Annotated in this window: 14 protein-coding genes and 1 pseudogene; 5 read left to right on the plus strand and 10 right to left on the minus strand. The window is 73.5% G+C overall.

Annotation, left to right across the window (positions count from 1 at the left end; genetic code table 11):
* Positions 1–16 precede the first annotated feature (16 nt).
* The 4 genes from HEP81_RS32335 to HEP81_RS32350 form a co-directional block, all read right to left on the minus strand.
* Entirely contained in the window at positions 17–1,408 is a 1,392-nt protein-coding gene (locus tag HEP81_RS32335) for an NAD(P)/FAD-dependent oxidoreductase (RefSeq protein ID WP_037658020.1), read from the minus strand.
* A complete protein-coding gene (locus tag HEP81_RS32340) occupies positions 1,398–1,634 on the minus strand; it encodes a ferredoxin (protein ID WP_037658019.1) in 237 nt (78 codons plus the stop codon). The genes HEP81_RS32335 and HEP81_RS32340 overlap by 11 nt, the downstream gene beginning before the upstream one ends.
* Before the next feature lie 201 nt (positions 1,635–1,835).
* Positions 1,836–3,524 (minus strand): DUF885 domain-containing protein, encoded by a 1,689-nt coding sequence (locus tag HEP81_RS32345; protein WP_037658017.1) that lies wholly within the window; start codon positions 3,522–3,524, stop codon positions 1,836–1,838.
* Between the two features lie 53 nt (positions 3,525–3,577).
* A complete protein-coding gene (locus HEP81_RS32350) occupies positions 3,578–4,063 on the minus strand; it encodes an Lrp/AsnC family transcriptional regulator (RefSeq protein ID WP_037658015.1) in 486 nt (161 codons plus the stop codon).
* A 60-nt stretch (positions 4,064–4,123) separates the two neighbouring features.
* On the opposite strand from HEP81_RS32350, the gene HEP81_RS32355 reads away from it, so the two are divergent.
* Entirely contained in the window at positions 4,124–5,323 is a 1,200-nt protein-coding gene (locus HEP81_RS32355; RefSeq protein ID WP_037658160.1) for a trans-sulfuration enzyme family protein, read from the plus strand.
* A 610-nt stretch (positions 5,324–5,933) separates the two neighbouring features.
* Here the strand turns inward: HEP81_RS32355 and HEP81_RS32360 are convergent.
* Positions 5,934–7,328, minus strand: a complete 1,395-nt coding sequence (locus HEP81_RS32360; RefSeq protein ID WP_243279647.1) for a GNAT family N-acetyltransferase — start codon at positions 7,326–7,328, stop codon at positions 5,934–5,936.
* 265 nt (positions 7,329–7,593) lie between these two features.
* Complete coding sequence (locus HEP81_RS32365; protein ID WP_037658013.1) at positions 7,594–9,177, minus strand: alkaline phosphatase D family protein; 1,584 nt, start codon at positions 9,175–9,177, stop codon at positions 7,594–7,596.
* Between the two features lie 256 nt (positions 9,178–9,433).
* Here HEP81_RS32365 and HEP81_RS32370 point away from each other — a divergent pair, with 256 nt between their 5' ends.
* The gene (locus tag HEP81_RS32370) at positions 9,434–9,742 is read left to right on the plus strand and encodes a hypothetical protein (RefSeq protein ID WP_037658011.1); all 309 of its coding nucleotides are present in this window, start codon (positions 9,434–9,436) and stop codon (positions 9,740–9,742) included.
* Positions 9,743–9,757: 15 nt separating this feature from the next.
* On the opposite strand, the pseudogene HEP81_RS32375 reads toward HEP81_RS32370, so the two are convergent.
* From HEP81_RS32375 to HEP81_RS32385, 3 genes and pseudogenes are all read right to left on the minus strand, one after another.
* Positions 9,758–10,617 (minus strand): annotated as a pseudogene (locus HEP81_RS32375) (IS5 family transposase).
* Between the two features lie 38 nt (positions 10,618–10,655).
* On the minus strand, positions 10,656–11,492 hold the full coding sequence (locus HEP81_RS32380; protein WP_037658719.1) for an alpha/beta fold hydrolase: 837 nt from the start codon (positions 11,490–11,492) through the stop codon (positions 10,656–10,658).
* A gap of 131 nt (positions 11,493–11,623) precedes the next feature.
* Positions 11,624–12,277, minus strand: a complete 654-nt coding sequence (locus HEP81_RS32385; RefSeq protein WP_037658720.1) for an NADPH-dependent F420 reductase — start codon at positions 12,275–12,277, stop codon at positions 11,624–11,626.
* Positions 12,278–12,401: 124 nt separating this feature from the next.
* Between HEP81_RS32385 and HEP81_RS32390 the strand changes: the two genes are divergently transcribed.
* From HEP81_RS32390 to HEP81_RS32400, 3 genes are all read left to right on the plus strand, one after another.
* Positions 12,402–13,286 carry an RNA polymerase sigma-70 factor gene (locus HEP81_RS32390; RefSeq protein WP_037658721.1) on the plus strand — a complete coding sequence of 295 codons (885 nt, stop codon included), beginning with the start codon at positions 12,402–12,404 and terminating at the stop codon, positions 13,284–13,286.
* 240 nt (positions 13,287–13,526) lie between these two features.
* Positions 13,527–14,288, plus strand: a complete 762-nt coding sequence (locus HEP81_RS32395; RefSeq protein WP_037658722.1) for a GntR family transcriptional regulator — start codon at positions 13,527–13,529, stop codon at positions 14,286–14,288.
* Between the two features lie 213 nt (positions 14,289–14,501).
* Positions 14,502–15,422 carry an alpha/beta hydrolase gene (locus HEP81_RS32400; RefSeq protein WP_037658723.1) on the plus strand — a complete coding sequence of 307 codons (921 nt, stop codon included), beginning with the start codon at positions 14,502–14,504 and terminating at the stop codon, positions 15,420–15,422.
* Positions 15,423–15,627: 205 nt separating this feature from the next.
* Here HEP81_RS32400 and HEP81_RS32405 read toward each other — a convergent pair whose 3' ends face one another.
* On the minus strand, positions 15,628–16,785 hold the full coding sequence (locus tag HEP81_RS32405) for an ROK family transcriptional regulator (protein ID WP_037658726.1): 1,158 nt from the start codon (positions 16,783–16,785) through the stop codon (positions 15,628–15,630).
* Positions 16,786–16,793: the final 8 nt, after the last annotated feature.

Here is a 16,793-nt window from a genome sequence, read left to right on the forward strand (position 1 = left end):
GCGGTCTGGGCGCCGGTCAGTGGCGGGCGGGGTGGAAGACGAGCTGGGTGTCGGCCGGTGAGTAGCCGCTGAGGGTCACCATCGGGCCATGGGTCGGCAGGGACGGATCGGGGAAGTCGGCCGGCACCGGGCGCCGGTTCTCGGGGCGCCGGTCCAGCGTCGGGTACTCCACCGGGAACGGCGCGCCCCGCTCGATCGCCCGCTGGTAGAACTCAAGCCACCGCGTGTTGTCGAAGCTGACCGCGGCCACCACCCGCCCTTTGTGGCCGTAGACCCCGACGAACCGGCGCTCCGCCGTCGAGCCCTGGGTGATCATCAGCTCCTCGCCCATCGGGGGCACCCCGACCGACTTGATGTTCACCCCGAACTGCGAGGACCAGAACGCCGGCATCCACAGATGCGGGCGCCGGTCGGTACCGTCGCAGATCATGTTGTGCGCGGCCGTCTCCGCCTGCGCCACCGCGTTGCCCCAGTGCTCCAGGGACAGGAACTGGTACTCGAACAGCGCGTGCGGGGAGCGCGCCACATCGCCCGCCACGAACACGTCGTCGGTGACGATGCCCCGGAAGTCGAAGGCCCGGCAGCCCGCGTCGCAGGCGATGCCCCGGGGCCCCGCGCCGAGCCCCGACCCGTTCAGCCACTCGGTGTTGCGCTGCGAGCCCAGCGAGACCACCACCACATCCGCCTCGACCACGCTCTCGTCGGACAGATGGACCGCCCGCACCCGCCCGGCCGCGTCGCCCTCCAGCGCGGTCACCGTCACCCGGATGCGCAGATCCACCCCGTGCTCGTGCATCAGCTCCGCGGCGACCGCCCCGACCACCCCGCCGAGCGCGCCCACCAACGGAGCGCCCGCCCGTTCCGCGACCGTCACCTCGATGCCCTGCTCCCGGCAGGCGGAGGCGACCTCGCAGCCCGCGAACCCGGCGCCGATCACGAACACCCGGCGCGGCCCCGCGCGCAGCCGCTGGTGCAGCCCGGCCGCGTCGTCCCGGGTGCGCAGCAGGAAGACGCCGTCCAGCCGGGCCTCCGACTCCTTCGGCCAGGGCCGGGCGCGTACCCCGGTGGCGATGAGCAGCCGGTCGTACTCCACCTCGTCCCCGTCGGACAGCCGCACCCGTCCGGCCGTCAGATCCAGGCCGGTGGCCGCCGTGCCGAGCCGCCACTTGGCGTCGATGTCCCGGCGCCGGGGCAGCTCGGTGCGGTGCGGGTCGGCCCGGCCGAGCAGCACGGCCTTGGACAGCGGCGGACGGTCGTACGGTTCGTACGGCTCGTCGCCGATCAGGGTCAGCTCCCCGGCGAAGCCCTCCGCGCGCAGCGTCTCGGCCGCCCGCAGCCCGGCCAGCGAGGCGCCCACGATCGCGATCCGGCCCGTACGGCGGAGCCGGTCCATGTCCTCAACGGCCATCGGGGGCCTCCGGGCCCCGGGAAGCTCCGTGGCCGTCGACGCCGTCGGCCGTGATCGCCTGCACCGGGCAGGCGGCCACGGCCCGCGCCAGCCGCTCGCGCTGCTCATGGTCGGGCTGCGGGTCGTAGACCAGCGACTCCTCGCCGTGCATGGCGAAGACGTCCGGCGCGAGGAACGCGCACTGCGCGTACCCCTGACACTTGTTGAGATCGACGACGAGCCTCATCGACGCCCTTCCGGTGGCCAGGGTCCGGAGCGCGCGGCACGCGGCTGGCGCGTGCGGCGGCCCGGACGGCGGTCGTCCCCCGTCCGCCAGCATGGAAGCGAAGCCGGGGGACCCGCGCGCCGGACACGCCGATCGAGTGAGCGGAGCGCTCGCAGTCCCGAGTATTCGGAGTCAGGAGTGCTCGGGGCCCCGGAGCGGTGCTCAGAGGCTGGACAGCTCGTCCACCAGGTCGTCCAGGCCCAGCGAGCCCTGGGAGAGGGCCGCCATGTGCCAGGACTTCAGGTCGAACGACGCGCCGTGCCGCTGCTGGGCCCGCTCCCGGCCCAGCAGCCAGGCCCGCTCGCCGAGCTTGTAGCCGATCGCCTGGCCCGGGATGGTCAGGTAGCGGGTCAGCTCGCTCTCCACGAAGTCCGCGGGACGGCTGCTGTGCGCGCCGAAGAACTCCTGCGCCAGCTCCGGCGTCCAGCGCTCGCCCGGGTGGAACGGCGAGTCCGCCGGGATCTCCAGCTCCAGGTGCATGCCGATGTCCACGATCACCCGGGCCGCCCGCATCATCTGCGCGTCCAGGTAGCCGAGCCGCTCCTCCGCGTCGCCGAGGTAGCCCAGCTCGTCCATCAGCCGCTCCGCGTACAGCGCCCAGCCCTCGGCGTTGGCGCTGACGATGCCCACCGTCGCCTGGTACCGGGAGAGGTCCTCTGCCACGTGCGCCCACTGGGCGAGCTGGAGGTGGTGGCCGGGCACGCCCTCGTGGTACCAGGTCGACACCAGGTCGTAGACCGGGAAGCGGTCCTGGCCCATGGTGGGCAGCCAGGTGCGCCCGGGCCGGGAGAAGTCCTCCGAGGGGCCCGTGTAGTACGGGGCCGCAGCGCCACCGGGCGGGGCGAGGCGCGACTCCACCCGCCGTACCCGCTCGGCGAGTTCGAAGTGGGTGCCGTCCAGGTCGGCGATCGCCCGGTCCATCAGGCCCTGGAGCCAGTCGCGGACCTCGTCCACGCCGATGTGCCGGCCGTGTTCGTCCAGGTGCGCCAGCGCCACCCAGGGGGTCTCGGCGCCCGGCAGGACCTTCTCCGCCTCGCGCTTCATCTCGCCGAGGATGCGGTGGAACTCGGACCAGCCGTACGCGTACGCCTCGTCCAGATCCAGGTCGGTGCCGTTGAAGTAGCGCGACCAGCGCGCGTACCGCTCCCGGCCCACGACATTCGGGGCACCCTCGACGGCCGGCGCGTACACCTCTCGCAGCCAGTCGCGCAGCCCGGTCAGGGCGGCGGTGGCGGTACGGGCCGCCTCGTCCAGCTCGGCGCGCAGCGCGTCCGGGCCCGCGGCGGCGAACTCCTCGTACCAGCCGAGGCCCTTGCCGTCCGTGTCGATCCACTCACCGAGCTGCTCGATGAAGGTCTCGGTCGGCCGCGGCGCCGCGAACAGCTTGCGGTCCAGGCCGAGTTGGAGGGACTCGCGGTAGCCGGCGATCGCGCCGGGCACCGCGCGCAGCCGCTCGGCGATCGCCGCCCAGTCCTCCTCGGTCTCCGCCGGCATCACGGTGAAGATGTCGCGCACCGAGTGGCCGGGCGTGTGCATGTTGCCGACGGCACGCAGATGCTCCTGGGCCTCGTGCACGGCGAGTTCGGCGGTCAGCCGCTCCCGCAGCAGCCGGCCGCAGCGCCGCTCCACGTCGCTGTCGGCGCCGGGCCCGCGCTCCGCCTCGTCCAGCTTGGCTAGGGTGGTCCGGGCCAGCTCCGCGAGCGCCTCCTGGCCCGCGGGCGAGTAGTCGGGCAGCGTGCGCGAACTCTCCGGCACACCGAGGTAGGTGCCGGTCACCGGGTCGAGGGCGATCAGCTCGTCGACGTACGCGTCGGCGACCTGGCGGGGCAGCGGGGTGTTGATCTCAGACATGCCGCCCATCCTCGTACGGGAGGGATCTCCGCGTCACCCGGGCCGGCGGGGATTCAGCTGTCGGCGTGGCCGGGCGGCAGCAGCGGCCCGCACTCCCACTGCTGGAATATCAACCGCGTCTCCACTCGGGCGACTTCGCGGTGCGCCGTGAATTCGTCCAGGACCAGCCGCTGGAGATCTGCCATGTCGGCGACGGCCACATGCACCAGATAGTCGTCCGGGCCGGTCAGATGGAAGACCGAGCGGGCCTCCGGCAGCGCGCGCACCCGCTCCACGAACGGCCCCACCAGCTCCCTGCGGTGCGGTCTGACCTGCACCGAGAGCAGCGCCTGCAAGCCGCGGCCGAGCTTGGCCGGATCCAGTTGCAGCCGGTTCCCGAGGATCACACCGCAGCGGCGCAGCCGGGTCACCCGGTCGAGACAGGTGGACGGCGCCACCCCGACCTGGGCGGCGAGATCGCGGTAGGTGATCCGGGCGTCGTTCTGTAGCAGCCGCAGCAGCTGAAGATCCACCGGATCCAGTACGACAGAATCGGACATCGGCCGAACATAGCACGGGATTCAACCACCATGACCCGTTCGATGTTCACCCTTCCCGTCATGGACACAGCGACCACGGGTGCCTACGACGACGTACGCCCCGCACCGAGAGCCCTCGCCACCGAGGCCGTGCACGCCGGCCGCGACGATCTCGCCCGCCAGGGGCTGCACGCCCCGCCGATCGACCTGTCCACGACCTACCCCTCCTACGACAGCCGGGGCGAGGCCGCGCGCATCGACGCCTTCGCCACCGATGGCGCCGACCCGGTCGGGCCCCCGGTCTACGGCCGGCTCGGCAACCCGACCGTCGCCCGTTTCGAGACCGCCCTGGCCCGCCTGGAGGGCACCGAGTCCGCCGTCGCGTTCGCCAGCGGCATGGCCGCCCTCAGCGCGGTCCTGCTCGCGCGGTCGGCGACGGGCCTGCGCCATGTCGTCGCGGTACGGCCGCTCTACGGCTGTAGCGACCACCTGCTGACCGCCGGGCTGCTCGGCACCGAGGTGACCTGGACCGACCCGGCCGGCGTCACCGACGCGCTGCGCCCGGACACCGGCCTGGTGATGGTCGAGTCCCCGGCCAACCCGACCCTCGCCGAGCTGAATCTGCGGGCCATCGCGCACGCCTGCGGTTCGGTGCCGCTGCTGGTCGACAACACCTTCGCCACACCGGTGCTCCAGCGCCCGGCCGAGCAGGGCGCGCGCCTGGTGCTGCACAGCGCGACCAAGTACCTCGGCGGGCACGGGGACGTGCTGGCCGGGGTGGTGGCCTGCGACGAGGAACTGGCTGGCCGGCTGCGCCAGATCCGCTTCGCGACCGGCGGTGTCCTGCACCCGCTGGCCGGCTACCTCCTGCTGCGCGGTCTGTCCACGCTGCCGGTCCGGGTCCGGGCGGCCTCCGCGAGCGCCGCCGAACTGGCCCGCCGGCTCGCCTCGGACCCGCGGGTGTCCACGGTCCACTACCCGCGCATCGGCGGCGCGATGATCGCCTTCGAGGTGCGGGGCGATCCGCATGAGCTGATCTCCCGGGTGCGGCTGGTCACCCCCGCGGTGAGCCTCGGCAGCGTGGACACCCTGATCCAGCACCCCGCGTCCATCAGCCACCGCATCGTGGACGCCGACGACCGCCGGGGCGCGGGGGTCAGCGACAGACTGCTGCGGCTCTCGGTCGGGCTGGAGGACGTGGACGACCTCTGGGCCGACCTGGACCAGGCGCTCGGCGAGCGGGCCCGGGTGCCGGTCGGAGCGGCGGAGGCGACGGGCTGACGCCCCGTTGACCGGTCACGCCTCTCCCGGCACAGGGGACCGGGAGAGGCACCGCACCGGGCTCCGGCGGATCCGACCGGGCCTCGGCGGGTCCGAGTGGGCTCCGGCGGGTCCGAGTGGGCTTCGGCGGATGCGAGCGGGCCCTGGCGGGTCCGAGTGGGCTTCGGCGGATGCGAGCGGGCTCCGGCGTACCCGAGTGGGCTTCGGCGGGTCCGAGCGGGCCTCGGCGGACCCGAGCGGGCTCCAGCGGATGCGAGCGGGCCCTGGTGGATCCGAGTGGGCTTCGGCGGATGCGAGCGGGCTCCGGTGGATCCGAGCGGGCCCTGGTGGACCCCACCGGGCTCTGGCGGATCCGACCGGGCCTCGACGGACCCCACCGGGCCTCGGCGGACCCGAGCGGACTCCGGCGGATCCCATCGGGCTCCGGCGTACCCGAGTGGGCTTCGGCGGGTCCGAGTGGGCCCTGGCGGACCCACCGGGCTCCGGCGGATCCGAGCGGGCCTCGGCGGACCTCACCGGGCCTCGACGGATCCGAGTAGGCTCCGGCGGATCTGAGTGGACTCGGTGGACCCGAGCGGGCCCCGGCGTCGCCCTGCCCCGCCCGCCGGTGTCAGTCCCGGTGGGCGGTGTTGTACGTCGGGCGTGGTGAGGGCTCCGCGGTCAGGCGTGCCGTGATCACCAGCGTGCCCTCCTCCACCTGGTAGTCCAGCGGCAGCCCGAGGCCCCGCATCGCCGCGACCATCCCCGTGTTGGACGCCTGCGTCACCGCGTACACGCTGTCGCAGTGGGCCTCCCGGGCCATCCCCACCAGCCGCCGCAGCAGTTCCGCGCCGACGCCCCGCCGCTGCCAGTCGTCCTCGATCAGCAGCGCGATCTCCGTCTCGTCGCCGTCCCACAGCAGATGCCCGAGACCGACGATCCGCCCGGTGGACGTCTGCGCGGCGAGCGTCCGCCCGAAGCGGGGGCTGAGGAGATGCTGGAGGTAGCGGTCGGCGTCGCCGACGGGGCCGTGGTAGCGCAGCGTCAACGTGCGGGCCGAGCAGCGCTCGTGCATCGCCTTCGCCGCCGCCAGCTCACCGGTGTCGATCCGGCGTACGGCGATGTCGTCGCCCTCGGGCAGGGTCAGCAGGTCCTGCCCGTCCGGGAGCCGCGGTCCCAGCCGGGCGTCCAGCTCGACCAGCGCCCGCGCCCGCGCGAACTCGGTTGGTGTGAACGGCAGATACGGCCGCTCCACGCTGAGCACGCCGCCCTCCGGCGCCCGCAGCCGCATGACCGTGTCCTCCAACACCCCTTCCGCCGGTACCGATTCCTGGTCGCGGCCCCGGCCGGGCAGCGAGCGGATGGTGCACCGGCCGAGCAACTGCCGCAGTGCCAGAGGCAGTTCCGCCGCGTCCAGCGCCGTACGGGTGGCCAGGCCCAGCACCCGGGTCGGGGCGTCGACCAGATCGTGGGCGTCGGCCCGCTCGATGTACGTGGACGTGCCCCCGGCCGCCGCGATCGCCCGCGTCAGCTCCGCCGCGCTCAGCGTCCCGGGCGCCCGCAGCAGGAACTCGTCCACGGTGCCGTCGGCCAGCGGATGCGTCTGGAGGCTCAGGATGTCCACCCGGTGCTCGGCCAGCGCCGTGCACAGCGCGGCCAGCGAACCGGGCTCGTCCCGCACTGTCGTGCGCATCCGCCACAGCGTGCTGGTACCGGTCACCCCGTGGGCGCCGTCGCCCGGCCCGGCCGACCGCGCGAGGGCGGCCTGCCGGGCGCCGGTATCAGCGGCCGGGGGCGGGGGCGGTGCATGGCCGTGGCGCCGTGCCCACCAGGTGTGGAAGCCGGCCGTCGCGGCCAGCGCGAGCGCCGAGATCATCAGCAGGGCCGGGCCGTCGGGGCCGTGCCCGATCAGGTTCGCCACCCCGTCGGCCACGGCGACGGCGGTGAAGAGTGCGGCCAGTTCCACGAGGTCCCGCCGCCAGTGGTGCACGGGCCGGCCGTGCCGGGCGCGGGTCACATCAGACATATCCGGAGTCATACAACCACTGTGAAGGAAGCGTGTTGCCTGATCACGAACTGTTTGTGACCGACAGGTAAAGCATGCTCCGCCCTATTTGTGACAACTCTTACGATCGCTCGTGTCCGGCTCCTGGTCGAAGCGGCCCGGAGCCGCGCCCGACGCGGGGAAAGCCCGCCCACTGATGCCGAGTTGAGCGCGTCGCGCGCCGGGGGATGACGCCGGCGCGCGACCTGGCTCGACAGCGTACGGGAAGCAGCCGGGGAACCGACGATTACTGGCCGACCCGACCGGGCTGGAGCGTCCGGGTGAACAGCACGGTGCCGTCGTACTCCCGCAGCCGTACCGTCAGCTCGCCGCTCACGCCGTCGATGTCGACCTCGCCGAAGAACTGGTAGCCCTTGGCCGGCGAGACATTGGAGGCGGTCGGCGCCTTGACGAACACGCGGTCCGGGCCGAACGTGCCGTCCAGTTCACTGGCCGGGAACGCGCCGGCGTTGAGCGGGCCCGAGACGAACTCCCAGAACGGCTCGAAGTCCTTGAACGCGGCCCGCGCGGGGTCGTAGTGCTGCGCGGAGGTGTGGTGCACATCGGCGGTCAGCCACACCGTGCCGGTGATCCGGCGGTGCTTGACGAACCGCAGCAGCTCGGCGATCTGGAGCTCCCGGCCGAGCGGCGCGCCGGGGTCGCCCTGGGCCACCGCCTCGAAGTTCGGCCTGCCCTCCACCGGGTCCGGCACGACCAGGCCGAGCGGCATGTCGTTGGCGATCACCTTCCACACCGCGCGGGACGCGGCCAGCTCGCGCTTGAGCCACTCCAGCTGCTCACGGCCGAGGATGCCCACGGGGTCGGTGGTCTGGTCGTCGGGGGAGTTGGCGTTGCGGTGACTGCGCATGTCGAGCACGAACACGTCCAGCAGCGGGCCGTGGCGCAGGGCGCGGTAGACGCGGCCGCTCGGGCGGGCGCCGAGCGTGGAGATCGGGAAGTACTCCGAGAAGGCGCGGCGGGAGCGGCGCGCGAGGTCGTCGAGGCGGGTGCCGGCCGGGTAGGGGGTGCCGGAGCCGATGACCTCGCCGGGGTACCAGTTGTTGCGGACCTCGTGGTCGTCCCACTGGGTGATGCCGGGGACCTGGGCGTTGAACCGGCGCAGGGCCCCGTCCAGCAGGTTGTAGCGGAAGTTGCCCCGGTAGTCGTCCAGGGTGATCGCCACATGCGACTTCGCCTCGGTGGTGACGCTGCGGTACAGGCTTCCGTCCGGCAGGGCGGCGGTCGCGGAGATCGGTCCGTCGGCGTAGATGTTGTCGCCGCTGCACAGGAAGAAATCGGGGTCGGTCCGCGCCATGGCGTCGAAGATGCGATAGCCGCCGATCGACTCGTTGATGCCCCAGCCCTGCCCGGCGAGGTCGCCCGACCACACGAAGCGCACGCCCCGGCGCCGCTGGTCAGGCGCGGTGCGGAAGGTGCCGGTCACCGGCTCGCCGGTGCGCCGCGGGTCGTCCGGGTCGGCCAGTGTCACCCGGTAGTGGATCTGCTCGCCCGCGGGCAGCCCGCGCAGCCGGGTGGTGCCGGTGAAGTCGGTGTCCGCGCCGAGCAGCGGGCCCCGCCATCTGCGCGGAGCACGGAACGACTCCGTCGCCGCCGTCTCCACGATCATCCGGGCCGGCCGGTCCGCGCGCACCCACACCAGTCCGGAGTCCGCCGTCACGTCCCCGGCCTGCACCCCCCAGTCCGCCCGCGGCCGCCCGGACAGCGCGAACGCCGGGGCCGCGGCGATCCCGCCGGGCAGGGCAAGTGCCGCCGACGCGGCGAGCGAGCCGCGCAGAACACCGCGGCGACCGGGGAGCGAACGGTCCGACATGACAGGGCCTCCAGCGACGGGATCCGACCAGTGTGCGCAGCCACACCTACGGGGGCCGCGAGGCGCGCACACGAACCGGCGGTGAACAACCGCCGGTGTCGGAACGGGACTTGGCCGACACGGCAGGGCGCTCACGGGCCGGTGAACATGCGTGTGCCGATCGGGTGAACCGGGCGGGAACGGATGGATCGGCGCGGCGCCCGCGCGATAGCTGTGGGGCGAGCCCGTGAGCGGAGCGGGAGCGTCTGAGGTGAGGATGATCGTGCGAGCGAAAGCAATTCTGGTGGCCCTGGTCGCGGTCGGCGCGGTGCTGGGTCTGACGGCCCCCGCGCAGGCGGACGCGTCAGGGGACGTCGTGGTCTTCTCCACCGAGGTACAGCCGCTGGACGTGTACCACGACCCGGCCGGCTGCCGGCGGCTGCCCGCGCTCGCCCATGTCCTGTCGAACCTCTCGGACCAGCCGGTGAGGATCTACGGCAACCCGTTCTGCCTCGGCCCCTCGCTGGTGGTCCAGCCCGGGTACGGAACGCATGTGCCGGGCGGCGCGGGCTCGTTCTCGGCCTAGGTGGTTTCGTTTGGATCAGCGGGCGGACCACAGGAAGATGCCGGCGATGTGGAGTCCGGCCAGGTAGATGGTCGCGGTCTTCTCGTAGCGGGTGGCGATGCCGCGCCACTGCTTGAGGCGGTTGATGCACCGTTCGACGGTGTTGCGCTGCTTGTAGGTCTCGCGGTCGAAGGCCGGTGGTCTGCCGCCCCGGCTGCCTCGGCGCAGGCGGTGGCCGCGTTGGTCCGCCGGCACGGGGATCACCGCACGGATGCCGCGCCTGCGCAGGTGCTCGCGGATCGCCCTGGACGAATACGCTTTGTCCGCCAGGACCACATCCGGCCTGGTGCGCGGCCGGCCACGCCGTCGGGGAACACGCACGCGGGCCATGACATCGGTGAAGGCCGGTGCATCGCCTGCCTGTCCGGCGGTGAGGACGAACGCCAGAGGCCGGCAGCGGGCATCGGCCGCGAGGTGGATCTTCGTCGTCAGTCCGCCGCGGGACCGGCCGATGGCGTGGTCAGCCGGTTCGCCGGCCGGGGCCCCTTTTTGCGGGCTCCGGCCGCATGCTGGTGAGCCCGCACGATCGTGGAGTCCACGGACACAGCCCAGGCCAGATCCTCGTCGGCGTCGGCCTGGGCCATCAGCGCGGTGAAGACCCGCTCCCAGGTGCCGTCGACGGCCCACATCCGCAGCCGGTTGTAGACGCCACGCCAGTTGCCGTACTTCTCCGGCAGGTGCACCCACTGCGTTCCGGTCTGGAACTTGAACGCGATCGCGTCGATCACCTCCCGGTGATCCCGCCACCGGCCGCCCCGCTTCGGCGTCCGGTCAGGGAGCAACGGCTCGATCCGCGACCATTGCACATCAGTTAACGGCACGCCCAGACCAACGATCGACTGATCCAAACGAAACGGCCTAGTTCTCCCTCGGCCTAGTCTTCCCGGCTGCCGTCCAGGATCACCCGTGCCACCAGCGCCGGATCGTCGTTCATCGGGCAGTGTCCGCATCCGGGCAGGCGGATCAGGCGGGCGTGCGGGATGGTCTGCTTGGCGCGGACGCCCTGGCGGCGCAGGAGGAGGCGGTCCCTGCTGCCCCAGGCGACCGTGACCGGCAGCCCGGGCAGCGGATCGGTGAAGCGGACGGCGTTGCCGGACCGCAGGGTCGCCGTGAAGCCCGTCGCCTCCACCAGTGCCCGGGTCTCGGCCACCACGGCGGCGGGGTCCCGGCGGGCGGGGCGGGCGTAGATGGTGCTCATCAGCGCGGTGCGGCCCGCCGTGTTGCGGCTGAGCCGCTCCACCACGGGCACCGGCAGCCGCTGCGCGATCCCCCGCATCGCCAGCAGCGTCGCGAAGGCGTACCGCCGCTCGGCCTCCGTCCAGAACCCGGCCGGGGACAGGGCGGTGACGGACCGTACGAGCTTCTCGCGACCCAGCTCCAGCGCGAGCAGCCCGCCCAGCGAGTTGCCCGCGATGTGCGGGCGATCCAGCTCCAGCGTCTCGAACAGGGCGCCCAGTACGGCGTTGGTCGTGGGCAGGTCGTAGGCGAGGGCGGGCGGCAGCGCGGGGGAGGCGCCGAATCCGGGCAGGTCGACCGCGATCACCTCACGCTCGGTGGCGAGGATGTCCACCACCGGGTCCCAGGCCTGCCGGTGGTGCCCGATGCCGTGCAGCAGGACCAGCGGCTCACCGCGCCCCACGCGCGCGTAGGACACGGCCACGTCCTCGGGGCCGCGCGGGGTCGGGACGGTGAAGGAGGCGGTGGCGGACATGGATGCTCCTCGGCTCGACTGCTGACGGACGCCGTAGACAGCTTGTCAGCAATCACTACCGACGGGTAGCCCTGGGCGCGAGCCATGACCGACACGATGGCCCGGGGCGTGGACCCGGACCCGTACCTGCGTCAACCCGCCTGCCGGACCTCGATGTTGAAGTCCGCGTGCCCGAACACCCGCGACATCTGCAACCACAGCGGCAGATACATCTCCGTGGCCCGCGCCGCCGCGATACCCCCGAGATCCAGCACCCGCTCGGCCGGCCACCCGAAGTCGCCCAGCCACGCCGTGACCCGTTCCTTCGCGAGCGTGTCCTCGCCGCACACGAACAGATGATGCCCGCCCGGCACCCGCCCCGGATCCACCATCACCTCGACGTTGACGGTGTTCAGCGTCTTGACCACCCGCGCCCCGGGGAACGCCCGCTGGATGCGCTCGCCCATGCTGTCCGACTCCACCGGGTCGAGCCGGGGCAGCCCGCCCTCGAAGGACAGCGGGTTGCAGACGTCGACCAGGATCTTGCCGTCCAGGTGCGCCGCGCCCACCGCCCGCAGCGCGTCCAGCGCCACCCGCCCGCTCACCGCGTTGATCACCGCATCGCCCGCCTCCGCGGCCTGCGCGAACGTCCCCGCGTGCGCCCGCCCGGCCACCGCCGTCGCCCACTCCCGCGCCACCGGATTGTCCGCGGTGCGCGACCCCAGCGTCACCTCGTGCCCCAGCTCCACCAACCGCCCCGCCAGCGTCCGCCCCACCTCGCCCGTGCCCAGCACCCCGTACCGCATCGCACACCTCCGGCTCAACGGCCGCCGGCCCCCGGCGGTCCGCGCGGTCATTGTGATCCGGCACGTTCGCGAGCGGCCAGATTCCGAGTGGACAGCGCCGGGGCGTGTCGGATGGGATGAGGACATGACCGCCGACCCCGCGACCGACGTCTTCGAGGAGCACCGGACCCTGCTCACCGGCGTCGCCTACCGCATGCTCGGCCGGATCGCCGACGCCGAGGACGTGGTCCAGGACGCCTGGCTGCGTTGGTCCCGCGCCGAGCGCGCGGAGGTCCGCGAACCCCGCGCCTATCTGGTGCGGATCACCACCCGACTGGCCATCGACCGGCTGCGCCAGGCGCAGTCGCGCGCCGAGTCGTACGTCGGACCATGGCTGCCGGAGCCGTACGTCACCGAGTACGGCGACGTCGTCCCCGACGCCGCCGACCGGGCCGTGCTCGCCGACACCGTCTCCCTGGCCGTCCTGGTCGTCCTGGAGTCGCTGTCGCCCCTGGAGCGCGCCGTGTTCGTGCTGCGCGAGGCGTTCGGCTTCCCGTTCGCCGAGATCGCCGCCCTGCTCGACCGCGGCGAACCCGCGGTACGGCAACTCGCCGGACGGGCCCGCCGGCATGTGGAGGAGCGGCGGCCGCGCTACGACGTCGATCCCGGCCGGCGGCGCGAGCTGACGGAGCGTTTCCTCATCGCCGCGTCCGGCGGTGATCTGGACGGGCTGATGTCGGTGCTCGCCCCGGACGTGCGGCTGGTCTCCGACGGCGGCGGCCAGGTCAAGGCGGCCCTGCGGATCATGCACAGCGCCGACAAGGTGGCCCGCTTCCTGGCCGCCGTGGCGCCCACCGTGGGATCCGACGCCACGCTGCGGATGCTGGAGGTCAACGGCGGCCCGGCCGTACTGGTCCTGTCCGGCGGCAAACCCGACAGCCTCTTCCAACTGGATGCCAGGGAGGGCAGGGTGACCTCGGTCTACATCCAGCGCAATCCCGACAAGCTGCGCCACCTGGCCGAGCACTGAACCGCATGCGGAACCGAGCCCCCGTCCCGCGGCGGGGGCTTTGCCGTGATGTCACCCGGATCACCGCGTACGAACGCCTCGTGAACGCTCCGCTGCGGCCCTCCTCCATGTTCGCCCAGGGAACGAGGATTGGTCTTGACCAAGGGTGTCGGCCGCCCTATGGTCGGCAGAGAAGTGCAACAACCTTTAATAAACAAGGGCGCTAAAAACCGCCGCACCACGGCTCTTGCGGAGGACAGGGTGGGGACCACGCAGCTGGATTCGGTGCAGGAACCGAAGTACTGGCATCTCAGGACCGTGCTCAGCGAGGCGCTCGACTCCGAGTTCTCGGTCGGCGAGATCCTGCCCAATGAGCGCGATCTGGCCGCCCGCTTCGGCGTGGCCCGCGCGACGCTCCGTCAGGCCCTCGAACAGCTTGAGCTGGAGGGCCGGTTGCAGCGCCGCCGCGGCGTCGGCACCACCGTCGCGCCGCCGCGCGTGGGTGTGGCCGTCGGCGGCGAGCAGCACGCCTGGCCCGGCGCCGCCGGGGACGCCTGGCAGGCCGTCGACTGCGTCCAGGAGATTCCGGCCGCGGCCGTCGCCGCCGCCCTGGAGACCGGCGCGGACGAGCCCGTGCACACCGTGCGCCGCTCCCGGATGTCGGGCGGTCAGCTGGTCGCCACCGAACTCCTGCACATCCCGGCCGCCTCGGTGCCCGGCCTCACCGCGATCGACGCGCCCTCCGGCGCGGCCCGCGCGCGTGCGGTGCTGCGGGAGCTGCACCATCTGGACCTGGAGGGCCAGGACCGCGCCGTCGAACTGGGCTCGGCCCGCGCCGACGACGCCCGGGAGCTGGACCGGCTGCCCGGCTCGCCCGTCCTGGTCGTCACCACCCGCTTCACCGCCCAGGGCCGCATCGCCGCCCTCTCCGTGGCGACCTACCGCGCCGACACCTGCCGGCTGACCTTCGGCGACAGCGCGGGCGTGGAGATCCACCACGACCCCGCCCAGCGCGCCTCCTGAACCACGCCGCGGCCCGCCTGGTTCGCCCACCCCTCGATCGGCCTCCATGCGCCCCGGAACTCCACCGGGGCGTAAGCCGGTTGGTCCGGTGCGGGGGAGTGGCGGTCGGCACCATGCGCCGGTGCGCGGGAGCCGAGGCCGGCACCATGTCGGCCGGCCGTGCGACGCTCCTATGATTCCGGCGACCACGCACCGCGAGGAGGCCGTTCCGCCATGAGCCGTAACCAGCCCGCAGCAGAGGTACCGGCGCACGAGGAGCTGCGCGTCCCCGTGCACGGCGGCGATCTGGCCGTACTGCGCTGGCCCGCCGCCGACCCCGGCGCCCCCGTGGTGCTGGCCCTGCACGGCATCACCGCCAACGGCCTGTCCTGGGCCCGGGTCGCCCACCACCTGGCCGGCCGTGTCACCCTGCTCGCCCCCGACCTGCGCGGCCGGGCCCACAGCGGCACCCTGCCCGGCCCGTACGGCATCGCCGCGCACGCCGACGACATGGCCGCCGTGGCCACCCGGCTGGCGCCCGGCCCCGTGGTGCTGACCGGCCACTCCATGGGCGCCTTCACGGCCGCGCTGACCGCCGTACGCCACCCCGGCCTGCCCTCCGCGCTGCTGCTCGTCGACGGCGGGGTGACCTTCCCGGTGCCGACCGACCTGGAGCCCGACGAGCTGATCGCCGCCGTACTCGGCCCGGCCATGGCCCGCCTGTCCATGACCTTCGAGGACCGGGCCGCCTACCGGGCGTTCTGGCAGCGGCACCCGGGCTTCGCCGCCGCCTGGTCGCCCTGGGTGGACGCCTACATCCAGCGCGATCTCATCGGCGAGGAGCCCGAGTTGCGCTCCTCCTGCGCGCTGGAGGCGGTCCGCGTCGACGGCATCGACCAGCTCGGCGGCGAGGTGGCCGAGGCGATCCACCGGCTGCCGCTGCCCGCCCGGCTGTTCTGGGCGGAACGCGGCCTGATGGACGAGCCGCAGGGCCTGTACGACGACGAACGGCTCGCCGCCGCGAAGCTCGACCCCGAACGGGTCCGCACCCGCCGTGTCCCCGGCACCAACCACTACACGATCCTCGTCGGCGACACCGGCGCCCGGCTCGTGGCGGACCAACTGCTGGCCGAGGCGGGCGTCACCGCACCGTAGCGGGCCCGGGGAAGGAGCCGTACGGCACCCCGACCACCGCCCGCCACCACGCAGTCGCCCATGCCCCGGAACTGCGCGACCGGTGGACCGGCGTCCGGGGCATCGGCCGGGCGGCCTCGGACCCTCGCGGCGGCGCGGACCAGTGCGACGCGCCCGGACACGCCCTGATCCCGCCCGCCGTCAGCGGGGCCGTGCCCCCCTGCCGTCAGCGGCGCGCCGTCACCGTGCCGTCCACCGCGAACAGTTGCTCCTCCACATGGTCCAGGGCCAGCCGCAGCGCCCCCGTGGCCACGGCCGCCTCGCCCAGCGCGGACAGCGCCACCCGGGGCGGCCGCAGACAGTAGCGGGCCAGTTCGCGGCGCAGCGGTTCCAGGACGCCGTCCAGGCCGGCCGCCCAGCCGCCCACCACGACCAATTCCGGGTCGAGCGCCAGCACCAGCGCGGCCACATCGTGCACCAGCCGCTGGATGAACCGCTCCACGGCCGCCCGCGCCCGCAGATCGCCCTCCCGCGCCAGCGCGAAGACCTGGGCCACCGCCTGCTCGTCCAGCGGGTGCAACGGTTCGTCGGTGGTGGACAGCAGCGTCTCCGGAGTGGCCTCCCGGCCCAGCAGATGCAGTGCCCCGATCTCGCCCGCCGCCCCGCCGAAGCCGCGGTGCAGCCGGCCGCCGATCAGCGCGCCCGCCCCGGGGCTCAGCCCGGCCAGCACGAACACCACATCGTCGGTCTCGTCCGCCGCGCCCTTCCAGTGCTCGGCGACCGCCGCCGCGTTGGCGTCGTTCTCCACCAGCACCGGACACTTGAAGGAACGGCTCAGCCGCTCACCGAGGTTCAGACCCGTCCACTGCGGCAGCGCCGTGCTCAGCCGGACCGTGCCGTCCGCCGCCACGATGCCGGGCGTGCCCACACCCACCGCGCGCAGCGAGTCCCGCGGGACCCCGCAGCGCCGCAGCAACTCGGCCACCGTGCCCCGCAGCCGGTCCAGGCGCTCGTCCGCCGACGCCGTCTCGGTGACCTCCTTGGCCTGCCGGCCCAGCACCCGCCCGTCCAGGTCGGACAGCAGCGCCGCGACCCGGTGCGGGCCGATCTCCAGGCCCAGCAGATGCCCCGCCTCGGCCCGGAACCGGAACCGGCGGGCCGGACGCCCCTGCCGGCGCGCGATCCCCTCGTCGGCGGCCCGCTCGACCACGAGCCCCGCCTCGATCAGGCCCTCCACCACACCCTCGACCGTGGGCCGGGACAGCCCGGTGACCCGCGCGATCTCGGTGAGCGTCGCACAGTCCGTGGCCCGCAGCGCATGCAGCACCACCGCGGAATTGATCCTTCGCAGCAGCGAGGGATCGCCGCCGGTCAGCTGGCCCACCGTCGGTC

The sequence above is a fragment of the Streptomyces griseofuscus genome, from assembly GCF_014673495.1.
Lineage (GTDB): Bacteria > Actinomycetota > Actinomycetes > Streptomycetales > Streptomycetaceae > Streptomyces > Streptomyces murinus.